This window comes from Pseudomonas sp. PI1 (assembly GCF_000812405.1).
Taxonomy (GTDB): Bacteria; Pseudomonadota; Gammaproteobacteria; order Pseudomonadales; family Pseudomonadaceae; genus Pseudomonas; species Pseudomonas citronellolis.
Window position 1 is genome coordinate 80,059 of sequence record NZ_JWMC01000101.1, and the last position, 23,730, is coordinate 103,788.

Annotated in this window: 18 protein-coding genes; 7 read left to right on the plus strand and 11 right to left on the minus strand. The window is 67.3% G+C overall.

Going from position 1 to position 23,730, the window contains the following annotated elements:
• The first annotated feature begins 11 nt into the window (after positions 1 to 11).
• On the plus strand, positions 12 to 1,343 hold the full coding sequence (locus RN02_RS30155) for a deoxyguanosinetriphosphate triphosphohydrolase (protein ID WP_043319075.1): 1,332 nt from the start codon (positions 12 to 14) through the stop codon (positions 1,341 to 1,343).
• 510 nt (positions 1,344 to 1,853) lie between these two features.
• On the opposite strand, the gene RN02_RS30160 is transcribed toward RN02_RS30155, so the two are convergent.
• Both RN02_RS30160 and RN02_RS30165 read right to left on the minus strand, forming a co-directional pair.
• Positions 1,854 to 5,468: a transporter substrate-binding domain-containing protein gene (locus tag RN02_RS30160; protein WP_236695235.1), complete on the minus strand. Its 3,615-nt coding sequence runs from the start codon at positions 5,466 to 5,468 to the stop codon at positions 1,854 to 1,856.
• 118 nt (positions 5,469 to 5,586) lie between these two features.
• Positions 5,587 to 6,213 (minus strand): response regulator transcription factor, encoded by a 627-nt coding sequence (locus tag RN02_RS30165; RefSeq protein ID WP_024128782.1) that lies wholly within the window; start codon positions 6,211 to 6,213, stop codon positions 5,587 to 5,589.
• Positions 6,214 to 6,496: 283 nt separating this feature from the next.
• Between RN02_RS30165 and RN02_RS30170 the strand changes: the two genes are divergently transcribed.
• Entirely contained in the window at positions 6,497 to 7,744 is a 1,248-nt protein-coding gene (locus RN02_RS30170) for an EAL domain-containing response regulator (RefSeq protein WP_043319078.1), read from the plus strand.
• 32 nt (positions 7,745 to 7,776) lie between these two features.
• Here the strand turns inward: RN02_RS30170 and RN02_RS30175 are convergent, their stop codons facing one another.
• On the minus strand, positions 7,777 to 8,121 hold the full coding sequence (locus RN02_RS30175) for a YggL family protein (protein ID WP_009621298.1): 345 nt from the start codon (positions 8,119 to 8,121) through the stop codon (positions 7,777 to 7,779).
• Positions 8,122 to 8,365: 244 nt separating this feature from the next.
• Here RN02_RS30175 and dacB point away from each other — a divergent pair, with 244 nt between their 5' ends.
• Positions 8,366 to 9,808 (plus strand): D-alanyl-D-alanine carboxypeptidase/D-alanyl-D-alanine endopeptidase, encoded by a 1,443-nt coding sequence (gene dacB, locus RN02_RS30180; RefSeq protein ID WP_009621296.1) that lies wholly within the window; start codon positions 8,366 to 8,368, stop codon positions 9,806 to 9,808.
• A 24-nt stretch (positions 9,809 to 9,832) separates the two neighbouring features.
• On the opposite strand, the gene rlmKL is transcribed toward dacB, so the two are convergent.
• Positions 9,833 to 12,013 carry a bifunctional 23S rRNA (guanine(2069)-N(7))-methyltransferase RlmK/23S rRNA (guanine(2445)-N(2))-methyltransferase RlmL gene (gene rlmKL / locus RN02_RS30185; protein ID WP_009621294.1) on the minus strand — a complete coding sequence of 727 codons (2,181 nt, stop codon included), beginning with the start codon at positions 12,011 to 12,013 and terminating at the stop codon, positions 9,833 to 9,835.
• Between the two features lie 469 nt (positions 12,014 to 12,482).
• Here rlmKL and rmf point away from each other — a divergent pair, with 469 nt between their 5' ends.
• Positions 12,483 to 12,701, plus strand: coding sequence for a ribosome modulation factor (rmf, locus tag RN02_RS32950; protein WP_009621292.1), 219 nt, complete (start codon positions 12,483 to 12,485; stop codon positions 12,699 to 12,701).
• An 83-nt stretch (positions 12,702 to 12,784) separates the two neighbouring features.
• Here the strand turns inward: rmf and RN02_RS30190 are convergent, their stop codons facing one another.
• Positions 12,785 to 13,816 carry a quinone-dependent dihydroorotate dehydrogenase gene (locus tag RN02_RS30190; protein WP_009621290.1) on the minus strand — a complete coding sequence of 344 codons (1,032 nt, stop codon included), beginning with the start codon at positions 13,814 to 13,816 and terminating at the stop codon, positions 12,785 to 12,787.
• A 201-nt stretch (positions 13,817 to 14,017) separates the two neighbouring features.
• Here RN02_RS30190 and RN02_RS30195 point away from each other — a divergent pair, with 201 nt between their 5' ends.
• Entirely contained in the window at positions 14,018 to 14,887 is an 870-nt protein-coding gene (locus RN02_RS30195; RefSeq protein WP_236695236.1) for a DUF6685 family protein, read from the plus strand.
• On the opposite strand, the gene RN02_RS30200 is transcribed toward RN02_RS30195, so the two are convergent.
• Entirely contained in the window at positions 14,884 to 15,330 is a 447-nt protein-coding gene (locus RN02_RS30200; protein ID WP_236695237.1) for a helix-turn-helix domain-containing protein, read from the minus strand. The two genes, RN02_RS30195 and RN02_RS30200, sit on opposite strands and share 4 nt — an antisense overlap.
• Before the next feature lie 121 nt (positions 15,331 to 15,451).
• On the opposite strand from RN02_RS30200, the gene RN02_RS30205 reads away from it, so the two are divergent.
• Positions 15,452 to 15,664 carry a helix-turn-helix domain-containing protein gene (locus RN02_RS30205; protein ID WP_043319082.1) on the plus strand — a complete coding sequence of 71 codons (213 nt, stop codon included), beginning with the start codon at positions 15,452 to 15,454 and terminating at the stop codon, positions 15,662 to 15,664.
• A gap of 130 nt (positions 15,665 to 15,794) precedes the next feature.
• On the opposite strand, the gene RN02_RS30210 is transcribed toward RN02_RS30205, so the two are convergent.
• Positions 15,795 to 16,328, minus strand: coding sequence for a hypothetical protein (locus RN02_RS30210; RefSeq protein WP_043319085.1), 534 nt, complete (start codon positions 16,326 to 16,328; stop codon positions 15,795 to 15,797).
• Positions 16,329 to 16,531: 203 nt separating this feature from the next.
• On the opposite strand from RN02_RS30210, the gene RN02_RS30215 reads away from it, so the two are divergent.
• Positions 16,532 to 16,747 carry a hypothetical protein gene (locus RN02_RS30215; protein ID WP_043319087.1) on the plus strand — a complete coding sequence of 72 codons (216 nt, stop codon included), beginning with the start codon at positions 16,532 to 16,534 and terminating at the stop codon, positions 16,745 to 16,747.
• Between the two features lie 6 nt (positions 16,748 to 16,753).
• On the opposite strand, the gene pgaD is transcribed toward RN02_RS30215, so the two are convergent.
• The 4 genes from pgaD to pgaA are packed head-to-tail and all read right to left on the minus strand — an operon-like array spanning position 16,754 to position 22,940.
• Positions 16,754 to 17,197 (minus strand): poly-beta-1,6-N-acetyl-D-glucosamine biosynthesis protein PgaD, encoded by a 444-nt coding sequence (gene pgaD, locus RN02_RS30220; RefSeq protein ID WP_009621281.1) that lies wholly within the window; start codon positions 17,195 to 17,197, stop codon positions 16,754 to 16,756.
• The gene (gene pgaC, locus RN02_RS30225) at positions 17,197 to 18,522 is read right to left on the minus strand and encodes a poly-beta-1,6-N-acetyl-D-glucosamine synthase (RefSeq protein WP_043319090.1); all 1,326 of its coding nucleotides are present in this window, start codon (positions 18,520 to 18,522) and stop codon (positions 17,197 to 17,199) included. The genes pgaD and pgaC overlap by 1 nt, the downstream gene beginning before the upstream one ends.
• Positions 18,519 to 20,522: a poly-beta-1,6-N-acetyl-D-glucosamine N-deacetylase PgaB gene (gene pgaB / locus RN02_RS30230; protein ID WP_043319092.1), complete on the minus strand. Its 2,004-nt coding sequence runs from the start codon at positions 20,520 to 20,522 to the stop codon at positions 18,519 to 18,521. Before pgaB ends, pgaC begins: the two co-directional genes overlap by 4 nt.
• Before the next feature lie 9 nt (positions 20,523 to 20,531).
• Entirely contained in the window at positions 20,532 to 22,940 is a 2,409-nt protein-coding gene (gene pgaA / locus RN02_RS30235) for a poly-beta-1,6 N-acetyl-D-glucosamine export porin PgaA (protein ID WP_052267960.1), read from the minus strand.
• Positions 22,941 to 23,730 lie beyond the last annotated feature (790 nt).

The window sequence follows — 23,730 nt, forward strand, 5'->3', positions numbered from 1 at the left end:
CGGACGAGCGAATGGACTGGCATACCCTGCTCCCCCGCGAGCGCCTCGGCAAACCCGTGCACAGCAGCGCGGAGCTGGGCCGCAGCGCCTTCCACAAGGACCACGACCGCATCATCTTCTCCGGCGCCTTCCGCCGCCTGGGGCGCAAGACCCAGGTCCACCCGGTGTCGAGCAACGACCACATCCACACGCGCCTGACGCATTCCCTGGAGGTCGGCTGCGTCGGCCGTTCGCTGGGCATGCGCGTCGGCGAGATGCTCCGCGGCGAGCTACCGGAATGGTGCGACCCCAGCGACCTCGGGGTGATCGTGCAGTCGGCCTGCCTGGCCCACGACATCGGCAACCCGCCCTTCGGCCACTCCGGCGAGGACGCCATCCGCCACTGGTTCCAGCAGGCCGCCGCGCGCGGCTGGCTCGATGCCATGGACGCCGACGAGCGCGCCGACTTCCTCAATTTCGAGGGCAACGCCCAGGGCTTCCGGGTGCTCACCCAGCTGGAGTACCACCAGTTCGACGGCGGCATGCGCCTGACCTACGCCACCCTGGGCGGCTACCTGAAGTACCCCTGGACCGCGCGCCACGCCGATTCCCTCGGCTACAAGAAGCACAAGTTCGGCTGCTACCAGAGCGAGCTGCCGCTGCTGGAGCAGATCACCGAGAAGCTGGGCATGCCCAAGCTCGACGACGAGCGCTGGGCGCGCCACCCGCTGGTCTACCTGATGGAGGCGGCGGACGATATCTGCTACGGCCTGATCGACCTGGAAGACGGCCTGGAGATGGAACTGCTCGACTACCCCGAGGTGGAGGCCCTGCTGCTCGACCTGGTCGGCGACGACATCCCCGAGACCTACCGCCAGCTCGGCCCCAGCGATTCCCGCCGGCGGCGCCTGGCGATCCTCCGCGGCAAGGCCATCGAGCACCTGAGCAACGCCGCCGCACGAGCCTTCGTCGAGCAGAAGCAGGCCCTGCTGGACGGGCGCCTGGGCGGCGACCTGGTCGAGCACATGAGCGGCCCGGCCAAGCGCTGCGTGCAGCAGGCCAAGGCGCTGGCGCGGCAGAAAATCTTCCAGGACAAGCGCAAGACGCTGCACGAGATCGGCGCCTACACCACCCTGGAAATCCTCCTCAATTCCTTCTGCGGCGCAGCCCTGGAACAGCATGGCGGGCGCAGCCCGTCGTTCAAGAACCAGCGCATCCTCGACCTGCTCGGGCACAACGCACCGGATCCCGACTGGCCGCTACACAAGGCCTTCCTGCGCGTCATCGACTTCATCGCCGGGATGACCGACAGCTACGCCACCGAAATGGCGCGGGAGATGACCGGGCGCTCCAGCCCGGTGTGAGGCCCGGTTTCGTCGCGGCCGCGACGAAACCCCGGCGCTAGGCCCAATGCCGTTCATTTAAGCGATGCTTTGAGTTGGCGAAGGCAGGAGCGTAGGGCGCACGACCTTTCCGGCGTGGCCGGTGAGCCCAATCGCGGACGGAGTCCTACGTCCGTGCCTTCCTGGAACTGTAGGAGCGGGCCCTGCCCGCGATTTCGCGCGCAGGGCGCGCTCCTACATGGGAATGGTGCGGGTGGGCAGCGTAGCGGCTCTCATCCGCGAATCGCGCCGATATGTCCGGCTATCGCGGACAGGGTCCGCTCCTACGAAGAGCCCCACCGCGTGGCCGGCAAGGCAGCCCCGTAGGATGGGTTGAGCCTGCGAAACCCATGCGGCGGTGGCACGGGGTGTGGTGTTTACCAGGGGTAGGAGCGGACTCCGTCCGCGATTCGGCTGGGCTCCCGAACCACACCATGAGCCCAAATGAAAAATGCCGTTTCTCCCAGACGGAGAAACGGCATCCTTACGGCGCTAGGCCGGATCGTCCTCGGTGGCCGACTGCGCCGGGCGGATCTGGCCTTCCTCGTCCAGTCGCTTCAGGTGGCCATGCAGGCTGGCCTGCAGCGCATCCAGCGCCCTGCGCAGTTGCTCCACGGCACTGCGCAAGGTCGAGAACTCGGCGCGCTCGGTGCAGACCTTCTCCAGCTCCGCGCAACGATCATGCAGGGCCATGGCGCCCACCAGCCGCGCCGCGCCCTTGATGCGGTGGGCCAGCTCGGCCAGGCGCCGCCTGTCCTGGGCGTGCAACAAGGGTTCGAGCTGTTCGGCGTCCGCCTCGTTGCTCGACACCAGCTCGGCCATCAGGTTGCGCGTCAACTGGGCGTTGCCGCCGGTCATCTCCAGCAGGGCGCCGATGTCCAGGCCGCTCTCCTCCTGCGGGTGTTTTTCAGGAACCGGCTCCGGCGGCATGATCTCGCCGCGCTGAAGTTGCTCCAGCTGCTCACGCAGTTGCTCGATGCTGATTGGCTTGAACAGGCAGTCGTCCATGCCGGCCTCCTTGCAACGAACGATTTCGTCGGGCTGGGCATTGGCCGTGAAACCGAGGATGGGGGAACGCGCCGCGCCGCTCTCCCGCTCGATCTCGCGGATTCGCCGGGCCAGGCTGTAGCCGCTGAGCACCGGCATGTTGCAGTCGGTGATGACCAGGTCGAATTCACCGGGCCGCCACATCTGCAGCGCCTCGCCGCCGTCCGTGGCCATGGCCACGGTGTGCCCGAGGTGCTCCAGCTGCTGCGCCAGCAGCAGGCGGTTGACCGGGTGATCGTCCACCACCAGTACGCGCAGCGTCCTCTGCACCACCGCACTGCGCAGGATGATCGAATCGTCTTCCGGCGCCAGGGGCTCCAGCACCTGCAGCACCAACCTGACGTGCACCTTGGTGCCCATGCCGGCCACGCTCTCCAGGCGCACCGAGCCGCCCATCATTTCCGCCAGCTTGCGGCAGATGGTCAGCCCCAGCCCCGTGCCGCCATGGTTGGTGCGCCCCTCGCGCTGCACCTGGCTGAAGGGTTCGAAGAGCTGCTTCTGGTCTTCCTCGGCGATGCCGATGCCGCTGTCCTCGACACACACCTCCAGCGCCAGCCGCTCGTTCGGCAGCGGCTCGCCCGACACCCGCACCCAGACGCTGCCCGCGTCGGTGAACTTGATGGCGTTGCTCACCAGGTTGGAGAGAATCTGCTTGAAGCGCAGCGGGTCGATGAGTACGTCGCAGGCGGCCTCGGTTTCGATCTCCAGTTTCAGCAGCAGGCCCTTCTGCCGGGCCAGGCCGTCGAAGACGCGGGCCACCGATTCGATCAGTTCGCGCAGGCGCGCCCGTTCGGGCAGCAGCGTCAGGCGGCCGGACTCGATCTTGGCGACGTCGAGGATGTCGCCGATCAACAGCAGCAGCGACTTGGCCGACTCGTAGGCCACCTCGATCGGCCCCTGTTCGCCGCAACCGCCGCAGCGATTGCGCGTCAACGCCAGTTCGAGCATGCCGATCACCGCATTCATCGGCGTGCGGATCTCGTGGCTCATGGTCGCCAGGAAGGTGCTCTTCGCCCGGCTGGCTTCCTCGGCCTGCTCCTTGGCGATCTCCAGTTGCTGGAGCAGGCGCTCGCGCTCGGTGACGTCGACCCAGCCGGAAACCACGCCGCGGAGCTTGCCGGACGCGCTGTGGTAGGGCGTGAGCCAATGGTGCACCTGGCGCGTCTCGCCGTTGATCTCCAGCATGCGGTCGACGGCGACCGGCTCCCCGCTGGCCATCACCTGGAGGTATTCCCGGTGCAGGCCCTCGGCCTGTTCCGCCGAGAGCCAGGTGCAGTCCGTCAGCTGCGAGCCCACCGCCAGGTCCTCCGGCAGCCCGGTGGCCTCGCGGAACGCCCTGTTGCAGGTGATCAGGCGCCCATCGGCGTCGCGCACCGAGACCGGCTGGGGAATGCCGTCGATCAGTGCGCGCTTGAACGCCAGGCGGTCCTGCAGCTCCAGCTCGGCGCGGCGGCGCGCGCGCATCCGCAGCAGCAGGTACCAGTTCCACAGCAGGATCAGCCCGAGCAGCGCCAGCCCGCCCCACAGCAGCCAGAAGAACTGCGAGCGGTAGCCTTCCCAGACGCTGTCCGGCGACGCGCCGCTGGTGGACCAGCGGCTGATGATACTGGCCATGTCTTCCGGCGAGATCGCCAGCAGGGCCTTGTTGAGGATGCTCAGCAGCTCCGGGTCGGCCCGCGAGACGCCCAGGGATATCTGCGCCGGCTCCAGGTCCAGGGTCGCGGCGATGCGCAGGTCGCGGTAGTAGCGGTTGACCAGGAAGGTGGCGGTGAGCATCGGCTGCAGCGCGGCGTCCGCCTTCCCCTCCTGCAGCAACGGCAGGGCATCGCTGTAGTTGTCCACCTCGACCAGCTTCACCCGCGGGAACTGCTCGCGCACGTAGGACACCAGCGAGCTGCCATGGGCCACCGCCACACGCTTGCCGTTGAGGTCCGCGAGGTTGTTCAGCCGGGTGTTGTCCTTGTGCGTGAGCAGCACGAAGGAGGTACTCAGGTAAGGCCGGGTGAAGTCTACGTGCGCCTCGCGCTCGACGGTGGGCGACATGGTGGCCAGGGCATCGACCTGGCCCCGGCGAACCTGGGTGAACATGCCGGAGATCGACGAGGTCGGCACCACCTCGAACTGCAGGCCGGTACGGGTGCGGATCAGGTCCAGCAGGTCCGCGACTATGCCGCGGAAATTGCCCTGGGAGTCGAAGAAGGTCAGCGGGGCCAGCGACTGGTCGATGCCCAGGCGCGGCCGCCGGTTGTGCTCCAGCCAGCGAAGCTCCTGGGGCGTGAGGTTCAGCCGGTGGTTGGAGATGGAGAACACGCCGCCCACGCTCCAGCGCCGCTGGATGGACAGGTGTTGCTGGGCGCTGATGTTCTGCAGCACTTCGTTGACGCTGTAGAGCAGCGGGCTGCCGTCCTTGCGCGCGGCGAAGGAAAAGCCGACGCCGTTGAAGTTGGCGAAGTTCAGCAGCTTGAGGTTGACCAGGTAGCCCTGGCTGATCAGGTACTGCGCGCTCAGGGCGTCGCCGACGTAGGCGTCCACCTGCCCGAGGGCGACGGATTCCAGGGCGCGGCGCAGCGAGTCGAAATGCACCACCTCGGCATCGGGGAAATGGTCGGCCAGCTCCTTCGGCGAGAAGTAGTCGCCCACCACGGCGAGCCGCCGGCCGGCCAGTTGCAGGTCGCCTTCCAGGCGCATGTCCTGCTGCCCGACGATCACCGGCTGGTTCAGGGAATACGGGCGCGACAGCAGCAGGTCCGGGATCTCGGCCTCGAAGCCGGTGGCGCGGCCGATCAGGTCGATCTCGCCATCCTGCAGCGCCTGGATGGTCTGGCGCCGGGAGGGGTAGCGGCGCATCTCGATGCGGACGTTGAGCGCTTCGCTGACCAGCCCGAGGTAGTCGGCGGTGACTCCCTCCAGCTCGCTGCCGCTGACGGTGACGATCAGTGGCGCATAGTCCGGCGCGGCCACCCCCACCACCAACGTGCGCTTCTCGCGCAGCCACTGCCAGTCCGACTCAGGCAGCTCGACCCGCGGCCTCTCGGGAAGCGCCGCGGTACGGGCCAGCAAGGCGAGTTGCGTCCAGGGCGCGGGGGCCTGGACCTCTGCGGCCCAGGCCCCCATCGCCAGCATCGCACCGAGAACGGCACCCAGCAGCGCCCTGCACTTCGAGCCCATGGCGACTGTCTCAGACCAGTGCGTTGCGCTTGGCGAACTCGATCAGGTCGACCAGCGAATGGGCGTTGAGCTTCAGCAGCAGGCGCGTCTTGTAGGTACTGACGGTCTTGTTGCTGATGAACATCTGCTCGGAGATGTCCTTGTTCGAATAACCATTGGCCAGGTATTGCAATACCGACATTTCCCGGTCGGAGAGGCGCTGGATGAGTTCATGGTCATCCATGCTGCCGTTGTTCTTGCGCGCCGGGCGCACGGCCGTGCTGGGGAAATAGTTGTACCCGGCGATCACCGCATTGACCGCGCTGATCAACTCGGCCAGCCCGCCCTGCTTGCAGACGAACCCGGAGGCCCCGGCCTGCATGCAGCGCATGGCGTAGAGCGAGGCGCTCTGGCCGGTCAGCACGAGAATCTTCAGGGGCAGGTTGAACGCGGTCAGACGGCTGATGACTTCTAGCCCGTCCAGCTTGGGGATGCCGATGTCCAGCACCACCAGCTCCGGCAGCAGATCCTTCACCAGGGACAGGGCGTCCACGCCGTTGTCGGTTTCCCCGATGATGGTATGACCTTCCTTTTCCAGCAGAACGCGCATTGCCATCCGTATCACCGGATGATCATCGACGATAAGAACCTTGCTCAATTTTCAATCTCCGACAGACTTCCCAAGAGTGCGCCGTAAGATATCGTCTAGGAAATCAGTGTCGAGATTAACTGGTGCCACTTTTAACATCTTAAGTAAATTCCCATACATCAAAGTATAAATTCCTACACAAACTTGATCGACCAACTTCCGTTAACTTTCAAGCCGGACTTTTTCAACACCTCCTAATGCAATTTCCTACAACGGAAATGGAAGTTTTTTAAATAAATGGCACCCGCCAGCCGGCACACTGCGGCCGTTATCCAATTCGGTACGCGCGACCATGAACATATCGATCCCATCCAGCCTGCTGGTGCTGGAGGACCATGCATTTCTGCGCGAGGCCACCGTGCACGGCTTGCGGGTCCTCGGCTACGAGCAGGTCCTGGCCGCCGGCGACGGGGACAGCGCCATCGAACTGCTGAGGCAGAAGGGCGGAGTCGACATCTGCATCTGCGACGTGCTGCCGCCGGGCATGGACCTGCTCGGGTTCCTGCGCCTGGCGGCCCAGGAGAAGCTGCTGCGGGCGATCATCGTGGTCAGCGAGGTCCCCGCCGACCTGCGCCGGGCCATCGCCCACATCGCCACGCTGTACGGCCTGTCGGTGCTCGGCGAGCTGACCAAGCCGCTGCAGATGTCCAGCCTGCAGGCACGCCTGCGCCACTACAGCCCTGCGCCCGCCGCCGCCCCGCCGCTGCCGCGGCCGACGCCATCGGCGCTGGAGGTCTGGCAGGCCATGCGCAACCGGGAGCTCAGGGCCTACTACCAGCCCAAGGTCGACCTCGACACCCTGCAGGAGATCGGCGCCGAGGTGCTGGTGCGCTGGGACCACCCGGTCCACGGGCTGTTGCGCCCGGCCTACTTCCTCGCCGCGATCCGCCGGATGAAGCTGCTGCCCGACCTCTTCGACCTGGTCCTGGACCAGGCCCTGGATTTCGCCCGGCGCGAGCTGCGCCACGGCACCCAGCGGGCGCTGTCGATCAACATCGATCTCGAGGTGCTGCAGCAGCGCGACCTGGCCGGCCACCTGAAGGAAAAACTGCGGCAGACCGGCGTCGACCCCGCCAGCCTGACCATCGAGATCATCGAAGGGGGGCTGGCGACCACGCCCCTGGCCAGCCTGGAGAACCTCACCCGCCTGCGCCTGCTCGGCTGCAACGTCGCCATCGACGACTTCGGCACCGGCTACTCCTCGCTGCAGCGCCTTTGCGACCTGCCCTGCAACGAAATCAAGCTGGACGCCTCCTTCATCCGCGACATGCAGCACAACCCGCGCACCCACGAGTCGGTCGCCAGCACCCTGGTGCTGGCGCGCCACCTGCAGTTGCGGGTGATCGCCGAGGGCATCGAGACCTACCAGCAACTGCAGCGCATGCGCGAACTGGGCTGCCGGTTCGGCCAGGGCTTCCTGTTCGCCCGGCCGATGTCGGAGGACGCCTATCGCCACTGGACGGGCGTCGACCTGCAACCGCCGGAGACGGAAGCCGGCTCCGCGCTGGAGTTGGAGGGCGCGCAGAACCCACCGGGCTGAACCCGGGGCGGGCGCCCACCCTCAGCCCGTTCTCAGCCAGGCTGGTGAATGGGCTGCTCCGGATACCAGGCATCCTGCAGGGGGCTGACCGAACTGCCGCTCAGCTCGCCCTGCTGCTTCAGCCAGTCCTCCACGGCCTTGCGCTGCTCCTCGGTGACCGAGCCGCGGCGCGCCAGGCACACGAAGCCGAAATCGTCGCAACCGGTATAGGCCAGGCCGTTGGCGCCGATGGCCTGCTCCACGAAGCGCTTCAGGAAGGCCTGCTGCTCCTGTTCGGGGAGCCCTTCGCGATAGTCGAGCGACAGCTCGAACCCCAGTTCCTGGAATTCATCGACGCAGAGTTTCTTGCGCAGACGACGGGAACGGTTGCTGGCCATGTGGCGGATCTCCTCGATTGATGACGGCATGCGGGGCTGGGCGGGAGCCGCCCCGCACAGACTCTAGCAGCTCCGGCGCGGCGCTCCCACGCGCATCGGCTCACAAACCCCAGCGCATCCCGCAACGGCTTGCGGCATAATGCGCCGGCGCGTTGCCGCGTCACTGGCGCAATCGTCTATCGTCAGTGTCTTCTTTCGTCACCTTCGTCATGTCGATGCCCTGAACCGGGATTTCACTTCAAATATGTTCAAGTCACTGCGTGTTCTCGCCTTCGCTACCCTGCTGCCCTTCGCCCTGCCCACCCTGGCCGCCCCGATCAAGTCCGCCCTGCCCGAACGGGTGGAGAAGGCGCTCAAGGCCAGCAAGCTGACCAACGACGCCCTGTCGCTGGTGATGATTCCCCTGGATGGCCCGGGTACGCCCACCTACTTCAACGCCGACGTCTCGGTGAACCCGGCCTCGACCATGAAGCTGTTCACCACCTACGCCGCCCTGGAGTTGCTGGGCCCCACCTACCAGTGGAAGACCGAGTTCTACACCGACGGCAAGCTGCAGGACGGCGTGCTCAACGGCAACCTCTACCTCAAGGGCGGCGGCGACCCCAAGCTGAACCTGGAAAAGCTCTGGCTGATGATGCGCGACCTGCGCGCCAACGGCGTGCTCAAGGTCAACGGCGACCTGGTGCTGGACCGCAGCTACTTCAACCAGCCGCAGCTGCCGGTGTTCAACGATGACGGCGGCGACGACAACAAGCCGTTCCTGGTCGGCCCCGACGCCGCCATGGTCAACCTCAAGAGCGTGCGTCTGGTGGTGCGCAGCGAAGGCAACCAGGCCTCGGTGATGATGGACCCGCCGCTGGCCAACGTGCGCCTGGAGAACCAGATCAAGGTCAGCGGCCCGGCCAACTGCCCGGCCTGGCCGAAGCTGCGCTTCGTCCCGGAAACCCGCGCCGAGGGCACCGTGCTGGTGGCCGCCGGCGAGATTCCGCGCGGCTGCAGCGCGCAGACCTACATGTCGCTGCTCGACCATCCGGGCTACACCGCCGGCGCCATCCGCGGCATCTGGCAGGAACTGGGCGGCAGCATCAGCGGCGCCGACCGCCAGGGCACGGTGCCGAAGAACGCCACCCTGCTGGCCCGCGCGCTGTCGCCGGACACCGTGGACATCATCCGCGACATCAACAAGTACAGTAACAACACCATGGCCCGCCAGGTGTTCCTCAGCATCGGCGCGCAGAACCGCACCAGCGCGGACGCCAACGATGGCCTGGCGGCACAGCGGGTGATCCGCCAGTGGCTGGCGCGCAAGGGCATCACCGCTTCGCACCTGGTGATGGAGAACGGCTCCGGCCTGTCCCGCGACGAGCGCGTCAGCGCCCGCGAGATGGCTGCCATGCTGCAGGCCGCCTGGCACAGCCCCTACGCCGCGGAGTACATCTCCTCGCTGCCGATCGTCGGCGTCGACGGCACCATGCGCAAGCGTCTGCGCCACACGCCCATGACCGGCGAGGCCCACGTCAAGACCGGCACCCTCAACACCGTCCGCGCCCTGGCCGGGTTCAGCCGCGACGCCCGCGGCAACAACTGGGTGGTGGTGGCCATCCTCAACAGCAACCGGCCGTGGGGCGCTTCGTCCATCCTCGACCAGGTGCTGCTGGACCTCTACGCCTCCACCCGCGGCCAGTGAAACCGGCCGCGGGGCCTTGGCGAATCAGCGAGCGCTGATGCGCCAGGCCCGGTGGATCTTCGGGTTGCGGGCGAAGTCCGGGTCGAGGGTCTGGGCGCTGATGTCCTCGACCTGGTAGCGCGCCGCCAGGCTCGGCTCCAGCTCGAACTTGCGGAAGTTGTTGGAGAAGTACAGCACGCCGCCCTTGGCCAGGCGCGTCATGGCCAGGTCGATCAGCTCGACCTGGTCGCGCTGCACGTCGAACACGCCCTCCATGCGCTTGGAGTTGGAGAAGGTCGGCGGGTCGATGAAGATCAGGTCGTACTCGCCGCGGTCCGCCCGCAGCCATTCCATGACATCGCTCTGCACCAGCTTCTGCTTGTCGGAGAAACCGTTGAGCGACAGGTTGCGCCGCGCCCAGTCCAGGTAGGTCTTCGACAGGTCGACGCTGGTGGTGCTGCGCGCGCCGCCCTTGGCCGCATGCACGGTGGCGGTGGCGGTGTAGCAGAACAGGTTGAGGAAGCGCTTGCCGGCAGCCTCGCGCTGCAGGCGCAGGCGCATCGGCCGGTGGTCGAGGAACAGCCCGGTGTCCAGGTAGTCGGTGAGGTTGACCAGCAGGCGCACGCCGCCCTCCTCCACTTCCATGAAGCGGCCTTCGCTGTTCTGCCGTTCGTACTGCTTCCTGCCGGCCTGGCGCTCGCGGCGCTTGATGACGATGCGCTCGCTGGGAATGCCGAGGGCCTGCGGCAGCGCCGCCAGGGCGTCGAGCAGGCGGGCCTGGGCCTTGGCCGGGTCGATGGACTTGGGCGCGGCATATTCCTGCACGTGCACCCAGTCGCGGTACAGGTCCACGGCCAGGGCGTACTCGGGCATGTCCGCGTCATACACGCGGTAGCATTCGATCTTCTCGCGCCTGGCCCATTTGCCCAGTTGCTTGAGATTCTTCTGCAGGCGGTTGGCGAACATCTGCCCGCCCTCGCTCAGGCGCGCCGGCTCCGCCGGAGCTTGCACGGCGCCGTCCTGGCGCGCCTCGGCACCGCGCTCGCCGGTGACGAACTGGCGCGGCTCCACCTCGAACATCAGCAGCTTGCACGGCAACGCGCCGTTCCAGAAGGCGTACTGCTTGTGGCTACGGATGCCCATGCGCTTGCCCAGTTCCGGCGCCCCGGTGAAGACCGCGGCGTTCCAGCCCAGGCAGGCCTGGCGCAGGCGCTCGCCCAGGTGCTGGTAGAGGTACAGCAGGCTGGCCTCGTCGCCCAGGCGCTCGCCGTAGGGCGGGTTGCAGATCACCAGGCCGCGCTGGCCCTTGTCCGGGCGCGGTTCGAAGGTGGCCAGCTCGCCCTGGTAGACCTTCACCCACTCGCCCAGACCGGCGCGCTCGATGTTGTTGCGCGCCGGCTGGATCAGCCGCGGGTCCGCCTCGTAACCACGGATCCACAGCGGCGGCCGCGCCAGGCCGACGGCGGCGCGTTGCTCGGCCTCGGCCAGCAGCTTGCGCCAGAGGACCGGGACGTGGCCCAGCCACTTGTCGAAGCCCCAGTGCTCGCGCTTGAGGTTGGGGGCGATGTCGGCGGCCATCAGGCCGGCCTCGATCAGGAAGGTGCCGACGCCGCACATGGGGTCGGACAGCGCCCCGCCCTCGGCGGCCAGCTGCGGCCAGCCGGCGCGGATGAGGATGGCCGCGGCGAGGTTTTCCTTCAGCGGCGCGGCGCCCTGCTGCAGGCGGTAGCCGCGCTGGTGCAGGCTGTGCCCGGAGAGGTCCAGGGACAGCACCGCCTGGCCGCGGTCCAGGTGCAGGTGGACGCGGATGTCCGGGTTGACCTTGTCCACCGTCGGCCGCCGGCCGAACTCGGCGCGCAGGTTGTCGACGATGGCGTCCTTGACCTTGAGCGCGCCGAAGTGGGTGTTGTCGATGCCCGAGCCCTTGCCGCTGAACTCCACCGCCAGGCTGCCGCCGGGGTCCAGGTGATCGCTCCAGTTGACCGCGTTCACGCCCAGATACAGTTCCTCGGCGTTGGCCACCGGGAAGCGCGCCAGCACCAGCAGCACGCGGTTGGCCAGGCGCGACCAGAGGCACAGCCGGTAGGCCGTCTCCAGGTCGCCGCGGCCGCGCACGGCGGACACCTGCGCGCGGGCATCGCTCAGGCCCAGCGCCTGCGCCTCGTCCAGCAGCAGGCCATCGAGGCCCTTGGGGCAGGTAAGGAAGAGTTCGTAGTGTTCCGACATCGCCATTCCCGGGCCGCAGCCCTTTCCAGAGGGGCCTCGGCCCCTGTTGAGCGGATGCCGCGTGAAAACGCTGGCACCCGGCCATGGTTCATTTCAAAAGGTTTCACAAAACCTGCGACCCGAGGTCGCAGGTACTTGCCCGCTCGTCGGGATGAGAGAACCTCTCAATTTCCTGGCAGTTCGCCAGGCTGCCTCGCACAAGCCCCTGAACATGCGGTTTCGGGCAATTTGCCCGACCCGCCCGGGGGAAAAACTTATGGCTTGAACCCATAAGAGTTAAGTCTTTATGACAAATTGGTTGTTCACAGGCTCGAAGCCCATGGTTTAGAACTCAGCTTAACCCGTCGCCGCAAAGGTGTCGGGCGGGGTCTGTCACGCCGGCAACAGGCCCCTTTTTGGCGGAACTGTCCGCCAGGCCTCCCCAGGGGGCCAACGGGACATAACAGTCAACAAGTGAGGGCAACACCCTATGAGAAGACTCAAGCGTGATCCGTTGGAAAGAGCCTTTATGCGCGGTTACCAGTACGGCATCAGTGGCAAGTCTCGCGATCTCTGTCCTTTCACCCATCCCACCACCCGGCAGTCCTGGCTCAACGGCTGGCGCGAGGGTCGCGGCGACAACTGGGATGGCCTCACCGGCACCGCCGGTCTTCAACGTCTGAATCAGATGCAACACGCCACCAGTTGACCAAAGGATCACACCGATTTCCCCAAGGCACGCCCCATCCGGGCGGCAGGGCGTAAGCCCAAGGGCTCCGAAAGGAGCCCTTTTTATTTTCCTGCGCGCTGCGCCTGGGCGATGGCGTCCACCGCCTCGCGGATCAGCGCCGGCCCCTTGTAGATGAAGCCCGAGTAGATCTGCACCAGGCTCGCGCCGGCGGCGATCTTCTCCGCCGCGTGGGCGCCCTCGGTGATGCCGCCGGCGGCGATGATCGGCAGGCGGCCGCCCAGTTCGCCAGCCAGCACCTTGACCGTGTGGGTGCTCTTCTCGCGCACCGGCGCGCCCGACAGGCCGCCGGCCTCGTCACCGAACGGCAGCCCCTCGACGCCTTCGCGGCCCAGGGTGGTGTTGGTGGCGATCACCGCATCCATCCCCGCCTCCACCAGCGCCGCGGCGACCAGGGCGGTTTCCTCGTCGGTCATGTCCGGGGCGATCTTGATCGCCAGCGGCACGCGGCGGCCATGCTGTTCGGCCAGGTCTTCCTGGCGCTGGCGCAGGGCCTCCAGCAGTTGCTTGAGCGAGTCGCCGAACTGCAGGCTGCGCAGGCCCGGGGTGTTCGGCGAACTGACGTTGACCGTGACGTAGCTGGCGTGGGCGTAGACCTTGTCCAGACAGATCAGGTAGTCGTCCACCGCGCGCTCGACCGGGGTGTCGAAATTCTTGCCGATGTTGATACCCAGCACGCCGCGGTACTTCGCGGCCTTGACCCGCTCCACCAGGTGGTCGACGCCCAGGTTGTTGAAGCCCATGCGGTTGATGATCGCGGTGGCCTGCGGCAGGCGGAACAGCCGCGGCTTGGGGTTGCCCGGCTGCGGGCGCGGAGTGACGGTGCCTATCTCGACGAAGCCGAAGCCCAGTTGAGCGAAGCCGTCGATGGCGTCGCCGTTCTTGTCCAGGCCGGCGGCCAGGCCCACCGGGTTGGGGAAGTCGATGCCCATGACCTGCACCGGCAGGCTGGCCGGCTTCGGGCAGAACAGGCCGTTGAGCCCCAGGCGGCCGCCGGCGCCGATCAGGTCGATGGACAGCTCGTGGGAGGTTTCCGGGGACAGTTTGAACAGCAGCTCGCGGGCCAGGCTATACATGGTCGGGCATCGGTCGGCAAAATGGGGCGCTAGTATAGCCGGCCGGCCTGCCCCTAGGCGAGGCGCGGCCGCGGCGGGCCCGGCATGGCGCCCGCCCTTGAAAGGAAGGAAGCAACATTTGTCACTGCCCGGAAGCACAACCGCGACTGGCTTACCTATGCTTAGGGCTGTCGGCCGGGCATCGGGAGTTTGCCTTCGATCATGAATCCACCCCGCAACATGGCCCAGCGTCTCGCGGCCATCGCCCAGCGCCTGGGGCTCGGCAACGCCGACCTGCACAAGGTCTCGCAGCGCACCCGTTCCCTGGCCCTGAGCTTCAGCGCCCCGGCGAGCCCGCCCAGCGGCATCGGCTGGCAGTCCGGCGCGCCGCTGTACCGCCTGATCGACCTGCCGCGCGGCGCCTTGTCCGGGCCGGTGCAGGAAGACAAGGCGCGCGCCCATGCCGCACTGAAGAAACTGGTCGGCTCCCGTCTGCTGGAGCTGCACGATGTGGACCTGCGCGAGGTGGACGGCCTGTGCACCCGCGGCCCCCTGGCGAATTCGGCGCTACCCGACTTCGAAGCCGTGGCGGCCGGCGACGCCGGGCGCAAGGTACGGATCATCAGCTACCGGGATTTCGGCAAGGCGCTCGGGCAGGCCCTGCCCGGCTTCGAGCGCGGCGTGGAGCTGCAATTGCGCCGGGCCGACTGGCATGGCCAGCGGCTGTTCCTGGAGCTGGACAGCCACCCCGAGGCGTTCGCCTGCGCGGTGGCCTATGCGCGCCGCCGCGGCCTGGAACTGCGCCTGCCCGGCAGGGTGCGCCAGTTCAGCCTGCAGGGCAGCGCCCTGGACGACCTGGAGCGGCGCTACCACATGCTGGCGATGCCGACCCAGGCCTGGAGCGACGCCGGGTTCATGGGCCTGCTGCTGGACACCGGCCTGCCCTATGCGCGCTTCGGCCTGTTCAACAGCGAAACGCCGGAATCCCTGCTGCTGCCCAAGGACCACCCGCAAGCCGACGAATTCGGCGCCGGCCTGCGCAGCATCGGCGCCCCGGACCTGCTGGGCTACCTGCGCGGCTGCATCGCCTAGTCCCGCGTCTCTTCTTCGGACTCGTCGTCATCGTCGTCGGTCTCTGCGACGAGCTCGCGCCCCGGCTCCTGGCGCAGGCGCTCGAGCACGTCGTGGTGGCGGTTGCGCCACTCCTCCAGGCTGAGACTGCTGCTCTCCAGCAATGCGGGATTCTGCTCCACCAGGTAGACGGCGGCGGACTGCGCCGAATCGGCGATCTCCCAGGCCACCGACGCCGAGTCGATGGGCCCTTCGTAGGTGATCCAGCGGGCGAAATCCGGATAGACGCTGCAGACCTTCTCGAAATCCTCGTCGCGCATGCGCTGGCGACCGAACTCGATGTTCTCCACCGTCTTGGCCTTCATGCCGACGATCTTGGCGAATTCCGGGCGTTTGAGCCCGGTCAGCTCACGCAGGCCACGCAGTCTTTCCCCAGCGGTAAAAAGGAAACGTTTCTTCACGATCTGTAATCCATTTCCGGACATTCGAAGCACCATACAAAAACACTAATATTTAGTGTATTGTCTCGAGAGAGTCATTTAGTCTCTCTCCCCTAATAGCGCAGGCCATGGTGCAGGACACCACATGAAAGTGGAAGAACCCTTCTCCCCCGCTCCCGAGGACGAAACCTATTACCTGAGCCTCGAGCGTTTCGCCGAATTGCTCGGGATGTCCGATCAGCCGGAGGTTCTGGAGGAATGGATCGCCAACGGCAAGCTGCCGACGCGGGTAATTGCAGGACATCGCCTGGTTGACCTCAGAGCATTCCTACGCCCGAACGGGAAACCAAAGCCCTGAACACGCCGGAACTCCCACATTTATAAGCAGCCCACCGGGAACAGGTGCGCGGTCATCCGCCATGCCTGGAGAATAGCCAGGGCGTTTTTCCCTGGCAGGGGCCGCCGGAAGGACGGCGGCCGAGGGGGCATCACTCTTCCCGGCTGGCCTCGACCAGGCGTTCGTAGGCCGGCGCCGCCGGGATGCCGATTTCCAGGCACAGGGCCATGACCCTTTCCAGGTCGCAGCGGTACACCAGCACCGCCTGCAGTTCGTCGTCCAGCGGTTCGCTGAAGTCCAGCAGCACGTAGCCGCCCTTTTCCGGATAGAGCGCGCTCAGTTGCACCTGGATGCGCTTCAGCGCGGCGAGCGGCTCGGCCTTGTGCAGCTGCTTGGCCTGCAGGACGAAGTTCACGCTGGCGTCGAACGAGGCGCGGATGCCTTCGAACAGTTCCTTGTAGTCGTCGCCCTGGAACAGCACGATGTCCGGCAGGCTGCCGACCACCACCCACTCGCCCAGTGGGATGGGGAAGCTGTCGTCGTAGTTGATGTCCGGGTTGGCGGCGAGGAAGGCCTCGGGATCGGCGTAGGCCGCGGCGGCGTCCTCGGCCATCTGGCGGATTTCCTCCGCGCCCATGCAGCCGGAGCTGATCAGGGTGAGGAGTTCGACGAGCTGTTCTTTCATGGCGCGGTCCCGGGAAGTGGCGAAGGCCGCGAAGGATAGCCGGATTCGGCCCGGCTTGCTGGGCCGCCGGAACCTATTGGCGCTCCCGGGTGTCGGAAGCCGGCTCGGACGATAGCGACTATCGACCGGGATGATTTCCCAGGCCGGCGAGCCATCGCTAGCCTTTGCCCATCCCCACTATCCATGCCCCGGGTGAACCCGCCATGTTCCGATCCCTTTCCAGCCTGGTGCTGGCCGTCCCCGTGCTGGTGGGCTGCGCCGCGCAACCGGCCGCCACCGAGCCCCAGCGGGCGTACAGCGACGCCGAGGTCAAGGCCTTCGCCCTGAAGATCCTCAGCGCCAGCAACATGGACAGCGACCTCTACGCGCGCTACCGCCGCGCCCTGACCGAGCCGCACCACGGCAACAGCGGCAGCTGAGGCCGCTCAGGGCGTCTCGACCTCCATCTCCGCCGGGTTCTCCACCCACACCAGGTTGCCATGCTCGTCGTTGTGCAGGGTCACCACCTGGGCCCCGTGCAGGCGGGCCAGGGTATCGCCACTGATGTTGAAGCTGCGCGACAGCGCCTGCCGGGACAGGTCGGGCATGCGTGAGCGGCGTTCGTAGCGCGCCGCGCGAATCTGGTTGTAGCGGGCCCAGGACACCAGCAGCGCGGCGATCAAGGCGCTGCACAGCACATAGACCATCAGCGTATCGAGCGTCTGCAGGAACTGCCCGCCCCAGTCCAGGCGCGGCCCTCGCCAGCCGCTGGCGAGCAGGCTGGCGATGCCGCGCTCCATCAGCCAGACGAAGATCGCCCAGGCGCACAGGGTCAGCAGAACGTCCAGGCTCCGGGGCAGCCAGTGCTGCGGTGTCTTGATCAGGTTCATCACGAACTCCTCTTGATGCCACGGTCGGGGCTGGTCCAGCGCGCCCGGGCCTGGCGCGTCTTGAGCATGACCTTGGGGAAACTCACCAGGGTGGTCAGCAAGGTGACCAGCCAGAAGGCGAAGGGGTACCAGATCACCCAGAACAGCGAACTCGCCAGGTGGCGCTCGTAGCGCCGCTCGATCAGCAGGCTCAGGGCGAACTGCAGCAGGCACACGCAGGCCAGCAGCAGTCCGGTGAAGGCCGGCGGCACTATGTTGGCGACGCGCAGGCTGGGCGGCATCTCGACCACCAGGCCGAGCGCCCAGAGCAGGATCGACAGCAGGAAGGTGAAGGCCCAGGCCGCCGACAGGCTGAACTCGATGAGCAGCGGCCACATGTAGCGGTAGCGCCAGGTCCAGATGCTGCGGATGTTCTTCAGCAGCACTTCGGCCCCGCCCTGCGCCCAGCGCAGGCGCTGCTTCCACAGACCGCGCAAGGTCTCGGGCATGAGGATCCAGCACAGCGCGCGCGGCTCGTAGAAGATCGACCAGTGGTCCAGCTGCAGCTTCCAGCTGATGTCGATGTCCTCGGTGATCATGTCCGTGCTCCAGTAGTCGACCCGCGCCAGGGCCGTGCGGCGGAACGCGGCGACCACGCCGGAGACGGTGAAGACCCGCCCGTAGACGCGCTGGGTGCGCTTGATCAGGCCGATGATGGAGGAGAACTCGCCGACCTGGACGCGGCCGATCAGCGTCGAGCGCGTGCGGATGCGCGGGTTGCCGGTCACCGCGCCGACCCGCGGGTTGTCGATCAGCGGGGCCACCAGGTAGGCCGCGGCGTTGGCGTCGAGCAGCGCGTCGCCGTCGATGCACACCAGGTACTCGCTGCGCGCGGCCAGCGCGCCCATGCGCAGGGCCACGGCCTTGCCCTGGTTCTGCGCCAGGTGCAGCACGCGCAGCCGCGGCTCGCCTTCGGCCAGGGCATCGAGCACCTGCGCGGTGTTGTCGGAGGAACCGTCGTTGATGGCGATGACTTCGATGTTCGGATAGTGCTGCGCGAGGGCCGCGCCTATGGTGTCGGCGGCGTTGTCGCCCTCGTTGAAGCAGGGGATCAGGATCGACACCAGCGGCTCGCCGGCGAGATGCGGGACGTCCTCCGGCCAGGCCCAATGGCGCTCCCAGTGCGCCCAGAAGTAGATGCCGCCGGCCATCCACAGGGCCGACATGAATAGTGGATAGAAGAACACGAAGTTCAGCAGGATCTCGCCGGTGAGGACGATGGCTACGCCGATCGGGCCGCCGAGCAACAGCAGCAGGACCAGCAAGGCAACGATGCGATCGATCATGGCTCGGGGTACCAGGCGTTGGAGATGGCCGGACGCAGCGCCTTGAGTTCGGGCTGGTCGTTGACGAAATCGTCCGGGTAGTAACCGAAGCTGCGCACGCCCTCCCACTGCAGGCGGTGCATCCAGCGCCGCAACTGCGCGGCGTCGATGGGCGCCTCGCGCCCCTCGCGCCAGTCGCGCGCCTGCAGTTCGAAGACGCTGCGCTGCAGCGCGCCGGGGCGCTTGGCCACTTCGCGCACCAGGCGCTGCAGCCAGGCCTCGGACTGCTCCAGGGGCACGCCCTCCATCAGCGGCATGGCCATGGGCGCGGTCCAGTCGTAGGCGGCCAGGAAGTCGTCCAGGTTCTGCGCGAACCAGGCTTCGCTCTGCGGTTCGAGGATCGGCAGCGCATAGATGTTGCGCGCCGTCTGCACCTGCGGGCCGCGGATGGCGCGCACGCGCTCGGCGAGCTGGCGGGTGAAGTCGATGAGGTAGCGGCTCTTGAAGCGCGTCCAGCGCTGCAGCGTCTGCGCATCGCCGCGCAGGCTGGCGATGTCGCCCGGCAGGCCCGCCGCGCGATAGGCCGCCAGCGCCTGGGGCCCGGCATCCTCGAAGTCGGAGAACAGCGCGTCGTCGTGGAACAGCAGGCCGGCGAAGGCGGCGTGCCCCGCCAGGTCCTCGTAGATCTCGCTGATCTGCCGGCGTACTTCGGGGTCGAACGGCGACAGCCGCCGGTACTGCTGCGGGTCGATCTCCAGGCGCCCGCTGTGCGGGTCCCAGCGCTGCACCCGCGGCAGCTGCGGCGACAGGTCGAAGGCCAGCACCGGCATCCAGGCGAACACTTCCACGCCGGCGCGGGTGCGCAGCTGCCAGGCGGCACGGTTGAACAGGTCGGCGCGCATCGGCAGGTGGCGGTTGGGGAAGTACAGCGCCTTCACCGTGCCGTCGCCCACCGGGTCGGCATAGGCCTGGAGGAACACGGTGTTGATGCGCAGGTCGGCGATGCGCTGCACCAGTTGCCCGAGGTTGGCCTCCATCTGCTGCGGGTCGGGATCGTAGACGTAGTCCAGGTCGACGTGGGCAACGCGCAGGTTGTCCTGCGCCTGGACGCGGCTGATGGCCGAGGTGAAGTGATGCAGGTCGGGGTCGCCGTTGAGCAGGAAGCGCGGCAGGTTGTCCAGGTGGTCGATGCTGCCCAGGCCGTCTTCGAGGGTCAGGGCCAGGGCGTAGCCGTCGTCGCCGACCACCTGCAAGGCGGTGCCGCTGGCCGCGCCGTAGGGCCACACCCAAACCCGCGGCGCCTTGCCGGTGATGCTTTGCAGGGTGCGGCTGATGCGCTTGACGTCGATGCCCACGCGATTGCGGTATTCGGCCTCGGTTTCGTAGCGCCCGGCATTGGCCAGGTACAGGCGGTTGGCCGCTGCCGGCAGTTGACTGCCCTGCGGGTTGCCGGGGCCGCCGAAGTGCAGGGCCTCGGTGTGCGCGCCTATTTCCACCAGGCCGGACCGGGCGATTTCCGCGAGCTGCTGGCGGGTGAGGAAGCGCCGGCGCTCCACCGCCAGGCCGCCGAAGTCCACGCGCTGCTGGTCCGGGGTATCCAGCCAGACGCCCACAGGCGCCATGATCGCCGGCCAGTCGTAGGCCTTCAGGATCGGCAGCACGCGCTGGTAGAAGCTGCTGTAGCCGTCGTCGAAGCTCAGCAACAGCGGTTTCTCCGGCAGGCTGCCGCGGCCGGCGCGGGCGGCCAGCAGCTGGTCCACGGAAATCGCCTGGAAGCCCTGCTCGTGCAGCCAGGCCAGCTGGTCCACCAGGTTGGCGGTGCGCACGGTCATGAAGGCCTGATTGGCGTCGCGGTCGGCGATCTCGTGGTAGGCCAGGGTCAGGATGCGCCCCGGCGGCCAGGGCTTCTCGTTGGCGGCAAGGGTGCGTTGCGCCGGCTCGACGAAGGGGGGCGCCTCGCTGGCGCAAGCCCCGATCAGCAGCGCCAGCCCCAACAGCAGGAAACGGTAGGTGGCTCTCATGTTCGGGTCCTAGAAGCGGTAGCTGAGGTCGAAGACCAGGCGGTAGTCCAGTTCGCGGTCGCCGTCGTAGGGGCGGCTGACGGCGGACAGGTTGAAGCCTGCGTCGAAGCGGTCGTCCAGGCTCAGGCGCTGGCCGTAGCCGAGCAGGCCGACGGCGCCGGTGCCGTGGTGCTGCTGGCTGTAGCTGCCGGCGCCGAGCTGGCCCTGCTGGGTCCAGCGCGTCTGGTAGCGGCGGTAGAGGGTGTGCTCCAGGTTCAGGCTGGGCAGCAGCAGCAGGTCCGACTTCGGGTTGAAATAGGGGACGTCCTCCGACTTGCTGTTGCGGCTGCCGGAAACCTCCAGGCCGAGGTCCGCCACCAGGTAGGGCGAGCTATGGACACGCTGGCTGCCGGTGAGGGCGAGTTCGTGGCGCATGTTGCCGTCGCTGAAGTGCGAGGGCGAATAGGCCAGGCGCCATTCGCGCTGCTCGTTCTGGCGCCAGCGCAGGTAGCCGTCCAGGCGGTCGGAGCGGATGCCGCTGTTGAGCGCCCGCAGCGGCGTCTCGCGGGACAGGCGCGCGGCGCTCCAGCCGTACTGCCATTGATCGTCGATGTCGTGGACGCCGGACAGCCGCAGGCCCAGCTTGTCGCCGTCGCCGTAATCGTTGTGCGACACCTCCGCCTCCAGCGTGGTGTTACGCCCGCTCCATTCGCTGCCGACGCGCTGCCAGCGATAGTGCCCGGTGCCTTCCTCGAAATCGCCGGTGGCGTAGCCGGCGCCGCCGAACAGGCGCCAGTGGTCGGCGATGGGCGGGCTGTAGAGCACGCTGTCGAAACCCAGGTCGCGGCTGCCGTTGACCTCGCCGCCATTGGCATGGCCGCCGTAGGCGCTGATGCGCAGTTCGGCCATGTGGTGGACCTGGCGCAGGTAGTCCAGGCGCTGGGCCTGCAACTGTTCGGGGAAGCGCTGGATGACGTCGTCGGCCAGCAGGTCCAGCTGCCGCCATTCCTGCAGCTCGCGCGCCACCATGCCCTGCTCGGTTTCCAGGGCCACGCCGCGTGGGTCGGTGCTTTCGGCGATCTTCAGCTGGTCTTCGGCGCGCCGCGGCCAGCCGCGGGACAGGTAGGTGCTGGCCAGGCCGGTGCGCAGCCGCGAGTTGTCCGGCGCGCTTTCCACCAGGCTTTCGTAGTCCTGCTGCGCCGCCGGCAGGTCGTTGCGGTACAGCCGGCCGTTGGCCTGCAGCAGGCGGGCCTCCAGCCAGTCGTCGTTGGGCAGGGCCACACCCATGCCCGGCGGATGCAGCCGCGTCGGTTGCTGCGCCACCAGGCCATCGCTCAGGGAGGGCACCTCGTCGAGTCGTTCGCTTTCCACCAGGGCGTAGAACAGCCCCTGGTGGTCGTCCATCCAGTCGCTGTCCTTGTCGTTCTCGCTGGCGATCACCTGGCGGTAGAGTTCCGCGGCCCGCTCCGGCTGGCGCTGGTACAGGCTGGCGCCGGCGACCCAACGCAGGGCGTAGGGCGGCAGTTGCACGCCCTCGGCATGCAGCCGCTCGTATTCCTCGACCACCTCGGCCATGCGCGCCCGGGCATAGAGGCCGCCCAGGCGGTCGATGCGCACCCGGCGCACCTCCTGCGCCGCGGCCGGGTCGCCGGCCCATTGCGCGAGGGACTGGTCGGCCAGGGCGATGGCCCGGTCGGCGACCACGAAGCGCTCGCTGTCGCGCAGAGGCGACACTTCCGCCAGACGCACCAGCTCGGCGACGCGGTCGGCCTGCAGGCTGCGCCGCTGCGCCGCCGACAGCACGCCGGGGTGGCGCTCGCCGAAGGCCAGCGCCTGGCGCGGCAGGCCGGCCGCCTGCAGGGCATCGACGTACTCGCTGAGCACGCGGCTTTGCTGCGGGGCCAGTTGGCGGGCCTGGTCCACCTGGAACAGCGCCGCATAGGGCTCGCCCATCTGCTGGTGGACATAGGCCAGGGCCAGGCGCCGCTCGGCATCGCGCGGCGCGGCGGCGACCAGGGCCGCGGCCTTCTGCAGCGCCTCGGCGCCACGCCCGGCATCCACCAGGGTCATCGCCTGGCCTTGCAGCAGGACCTGGTCGCCGGGGTAGGCGGCCAGGCCGCGACGGTAGGCCTCCAATGCCTGGGGCCAGCGCTTGAGGTTGCGATAGGCCCGCGCCACCGAGGCCCAGGCGCCGCTGGACAACCGCGCCTGAGGATGGCGCTGGTAGGTTTGCAGCACCTCCTCGTCCAGTCCCGCCCAGCCGGCGATGATCAGGTGATCGTCCAGGCGCGCGGGCGCGGGGTCGTCGGGGCTCTGCCGCAGGCGCTGCAAGGCCGGCTGGTAATTGCCGGCGCGGGCCTCGCGCACCAGTTGGTCGTAATCCTCGGCGGCCTGGGCCCAGGCGCTGCCGAGCAGCAGCACGGCCAGGCAACCGCCCATGGGGAGCCGTCGCTGGAGAAGCTGCGAAGCGAGAAAGGACAAGGAGGTCTTGGACAGCACGAAGCAATCATCCCTAACTGCATGGAAGCCGCGCGAAAGCCGACACTCTGTCGATAACTGACGCAGCCGCCGCATGCCGGTTTATTGACATTGAGGCGAGAAGAAAAGCTTTCCGTCAGAATTTAGTCAACTGCCGTTCGCGAAAAAACGCTGACGTCCTACAGCAATCCGCCCAGCCTATCCGGATAAAAGCCAGTAAATTGACGAACAAGGGCAAAACCTGGCGAAGCGATTTTTTGACGGAGGCAAGCTACGGCTTAGCCATACAGGCCATTCGGGCCCCTGAATATCGATAAATATCGACATTTATTCCTGTCTTCCGGAAAATCCGTCGAGAGATGGCTAATAGCCATTGACCATAGCCGCTCCTTCTGAAAGAGCGATCAGAAATGTAACCAAACATTTCGAAATAGGGTAAAACGCGAAAGGATCTCAAGCGGATTCGCCGGGTGGCATTTCCTCGTAGGAGCCGTGCCCGGGTCCTGCCCGCGAATCGCGCCCAGGGGGCGCTCCTACAGGTGGATTCGGAGGTGGGCGTGGGGTAGGAGCGGATCCTATCCGCGAACCGCGCCGATATGTCTGGCCATCGCGGACAAGGTCCGCTCCTACGAGAAGCCGTGCCCGGACTCTGTCCGCGATTCGCGCGCAGGGCGCGCTCCTATGTATGGACTCACCCCCACCGTCAACCCGCTTTTGAACATGAAAACCCGACTGCATCTATGTATTAGGC

What these genes read in the sequence shown, in the direction of transcription:
- RN02_RS30205 (WP_043319082.1), top strand. Translation starts at nt 15,452, where the DNA reads ATGAAAGTGGAAGAACCCTTCTCCCCCGCTCCCGAGGACGAAACCTAT.
- pgaD (WP_009621281.1), bottom strand. Translation starts at nt 17,197, where the DNA reads ATGAACCTGATCAAGACACCGCAGCACTGGCTGCCCCGGAGCCTGGAC.
- RN02_RS30210 (WP_043319085.1), bottom strand. Translation starts at nt 16,328, where the DNA reads ATGAAAGAACAGCTCGTCGAACTCCTCACCCTGATCAGCTCCGGCTGC.
- RN02_RS30195 (WP_236695236.1), top strand. Translation starts at nt 14,018, where the DNA reads ATGAATCCACCCCGCAACATGGCCCAGCGTCTCGCGGCCATCGCCCAG.
- RN02_RS30170 (WP_043319078.1), top strand. Translation starts at nt 6,497, where the DNA reads ATGAACATATCGATCCCATCCAGCCTGCTGGTGCTGGAGGACCATGCA.
- RN02_RS30190 (WP_009621290.1), bottom strand. Translation starts at nt 13,816, where the DNA reads ATGTATAGCCTGGCCCGCGAGCTGCTGTTCAAACTGTCCCCGGAAACC.
- rmf (WP_009621292.1), top strand. Translation starts at nt 12,483, where the DNA reads ATGAGAAGACTCAAGCGTGATCCGTTGGAAAGAGCCTTTATGCGCGGT.
- RN02_RS30155 (WP_043319075.1), top strand. Translation starts at nt 12, where the DNA reads ATGGACTGGCATACCCTGCTCCCCCGCGAGCGCCTCGGCAAACCCGTG.
- RN02_RS30215 (WP_043319087.1), top strand. Translation starts at nt 16,532, where the DNA reads ATGTTCCGATCCCTTTCCAGCCTGGTGCTGGCCGTCCCCGTGCTGGTG.
- pgaC (WP_043319090.1), bottom strand. Translation starts at nt 18,522, where the DNA reads ATGATCGATCGCATCGTTGCCTTGCTGGTCCTGCTGCTGTTGCTCGGC.
- rlmKL (WP_009621294.1), bottom strand. Translation starts at nt 12,013, where the DNA reads ATGTCGGAACACTACGAACTCTTCCTTACCTGCCCCAAGGGCCTCGAT.
- pgaB (WP_043319092.1), bottom strand. Translation starts at nt 20,522, where the DNA reads ATGAGAGCCACCTACCGTTTCCTGCTGTTGGGGCTGGCGCTGCTGATC.
- dacB (WP_009621296.1), top strand. Translation starts at nt 8,366, where the DNA reads ATGTTCAAGTCACTGCGTGTTCTCGCCTTCGCTACCCTGCTGCCCTTC.
- RN02_RS30175 (WP_009621298.1), bottom strand. Translation starts at nt 8,121, where the DNA reads ATGGCCAGCAACCGTTCCCGTCGTCTGCGCAAGAAACTCTGCGTCGAT.
- pgaA (WP_052267960.1), bottom strand. Translation starts at nt 22,940, where the DNA reads ATGGGCGGTTGCCTGGCCGTGCTGCTGCTCGGCAGCGCCTGGGCCCAG.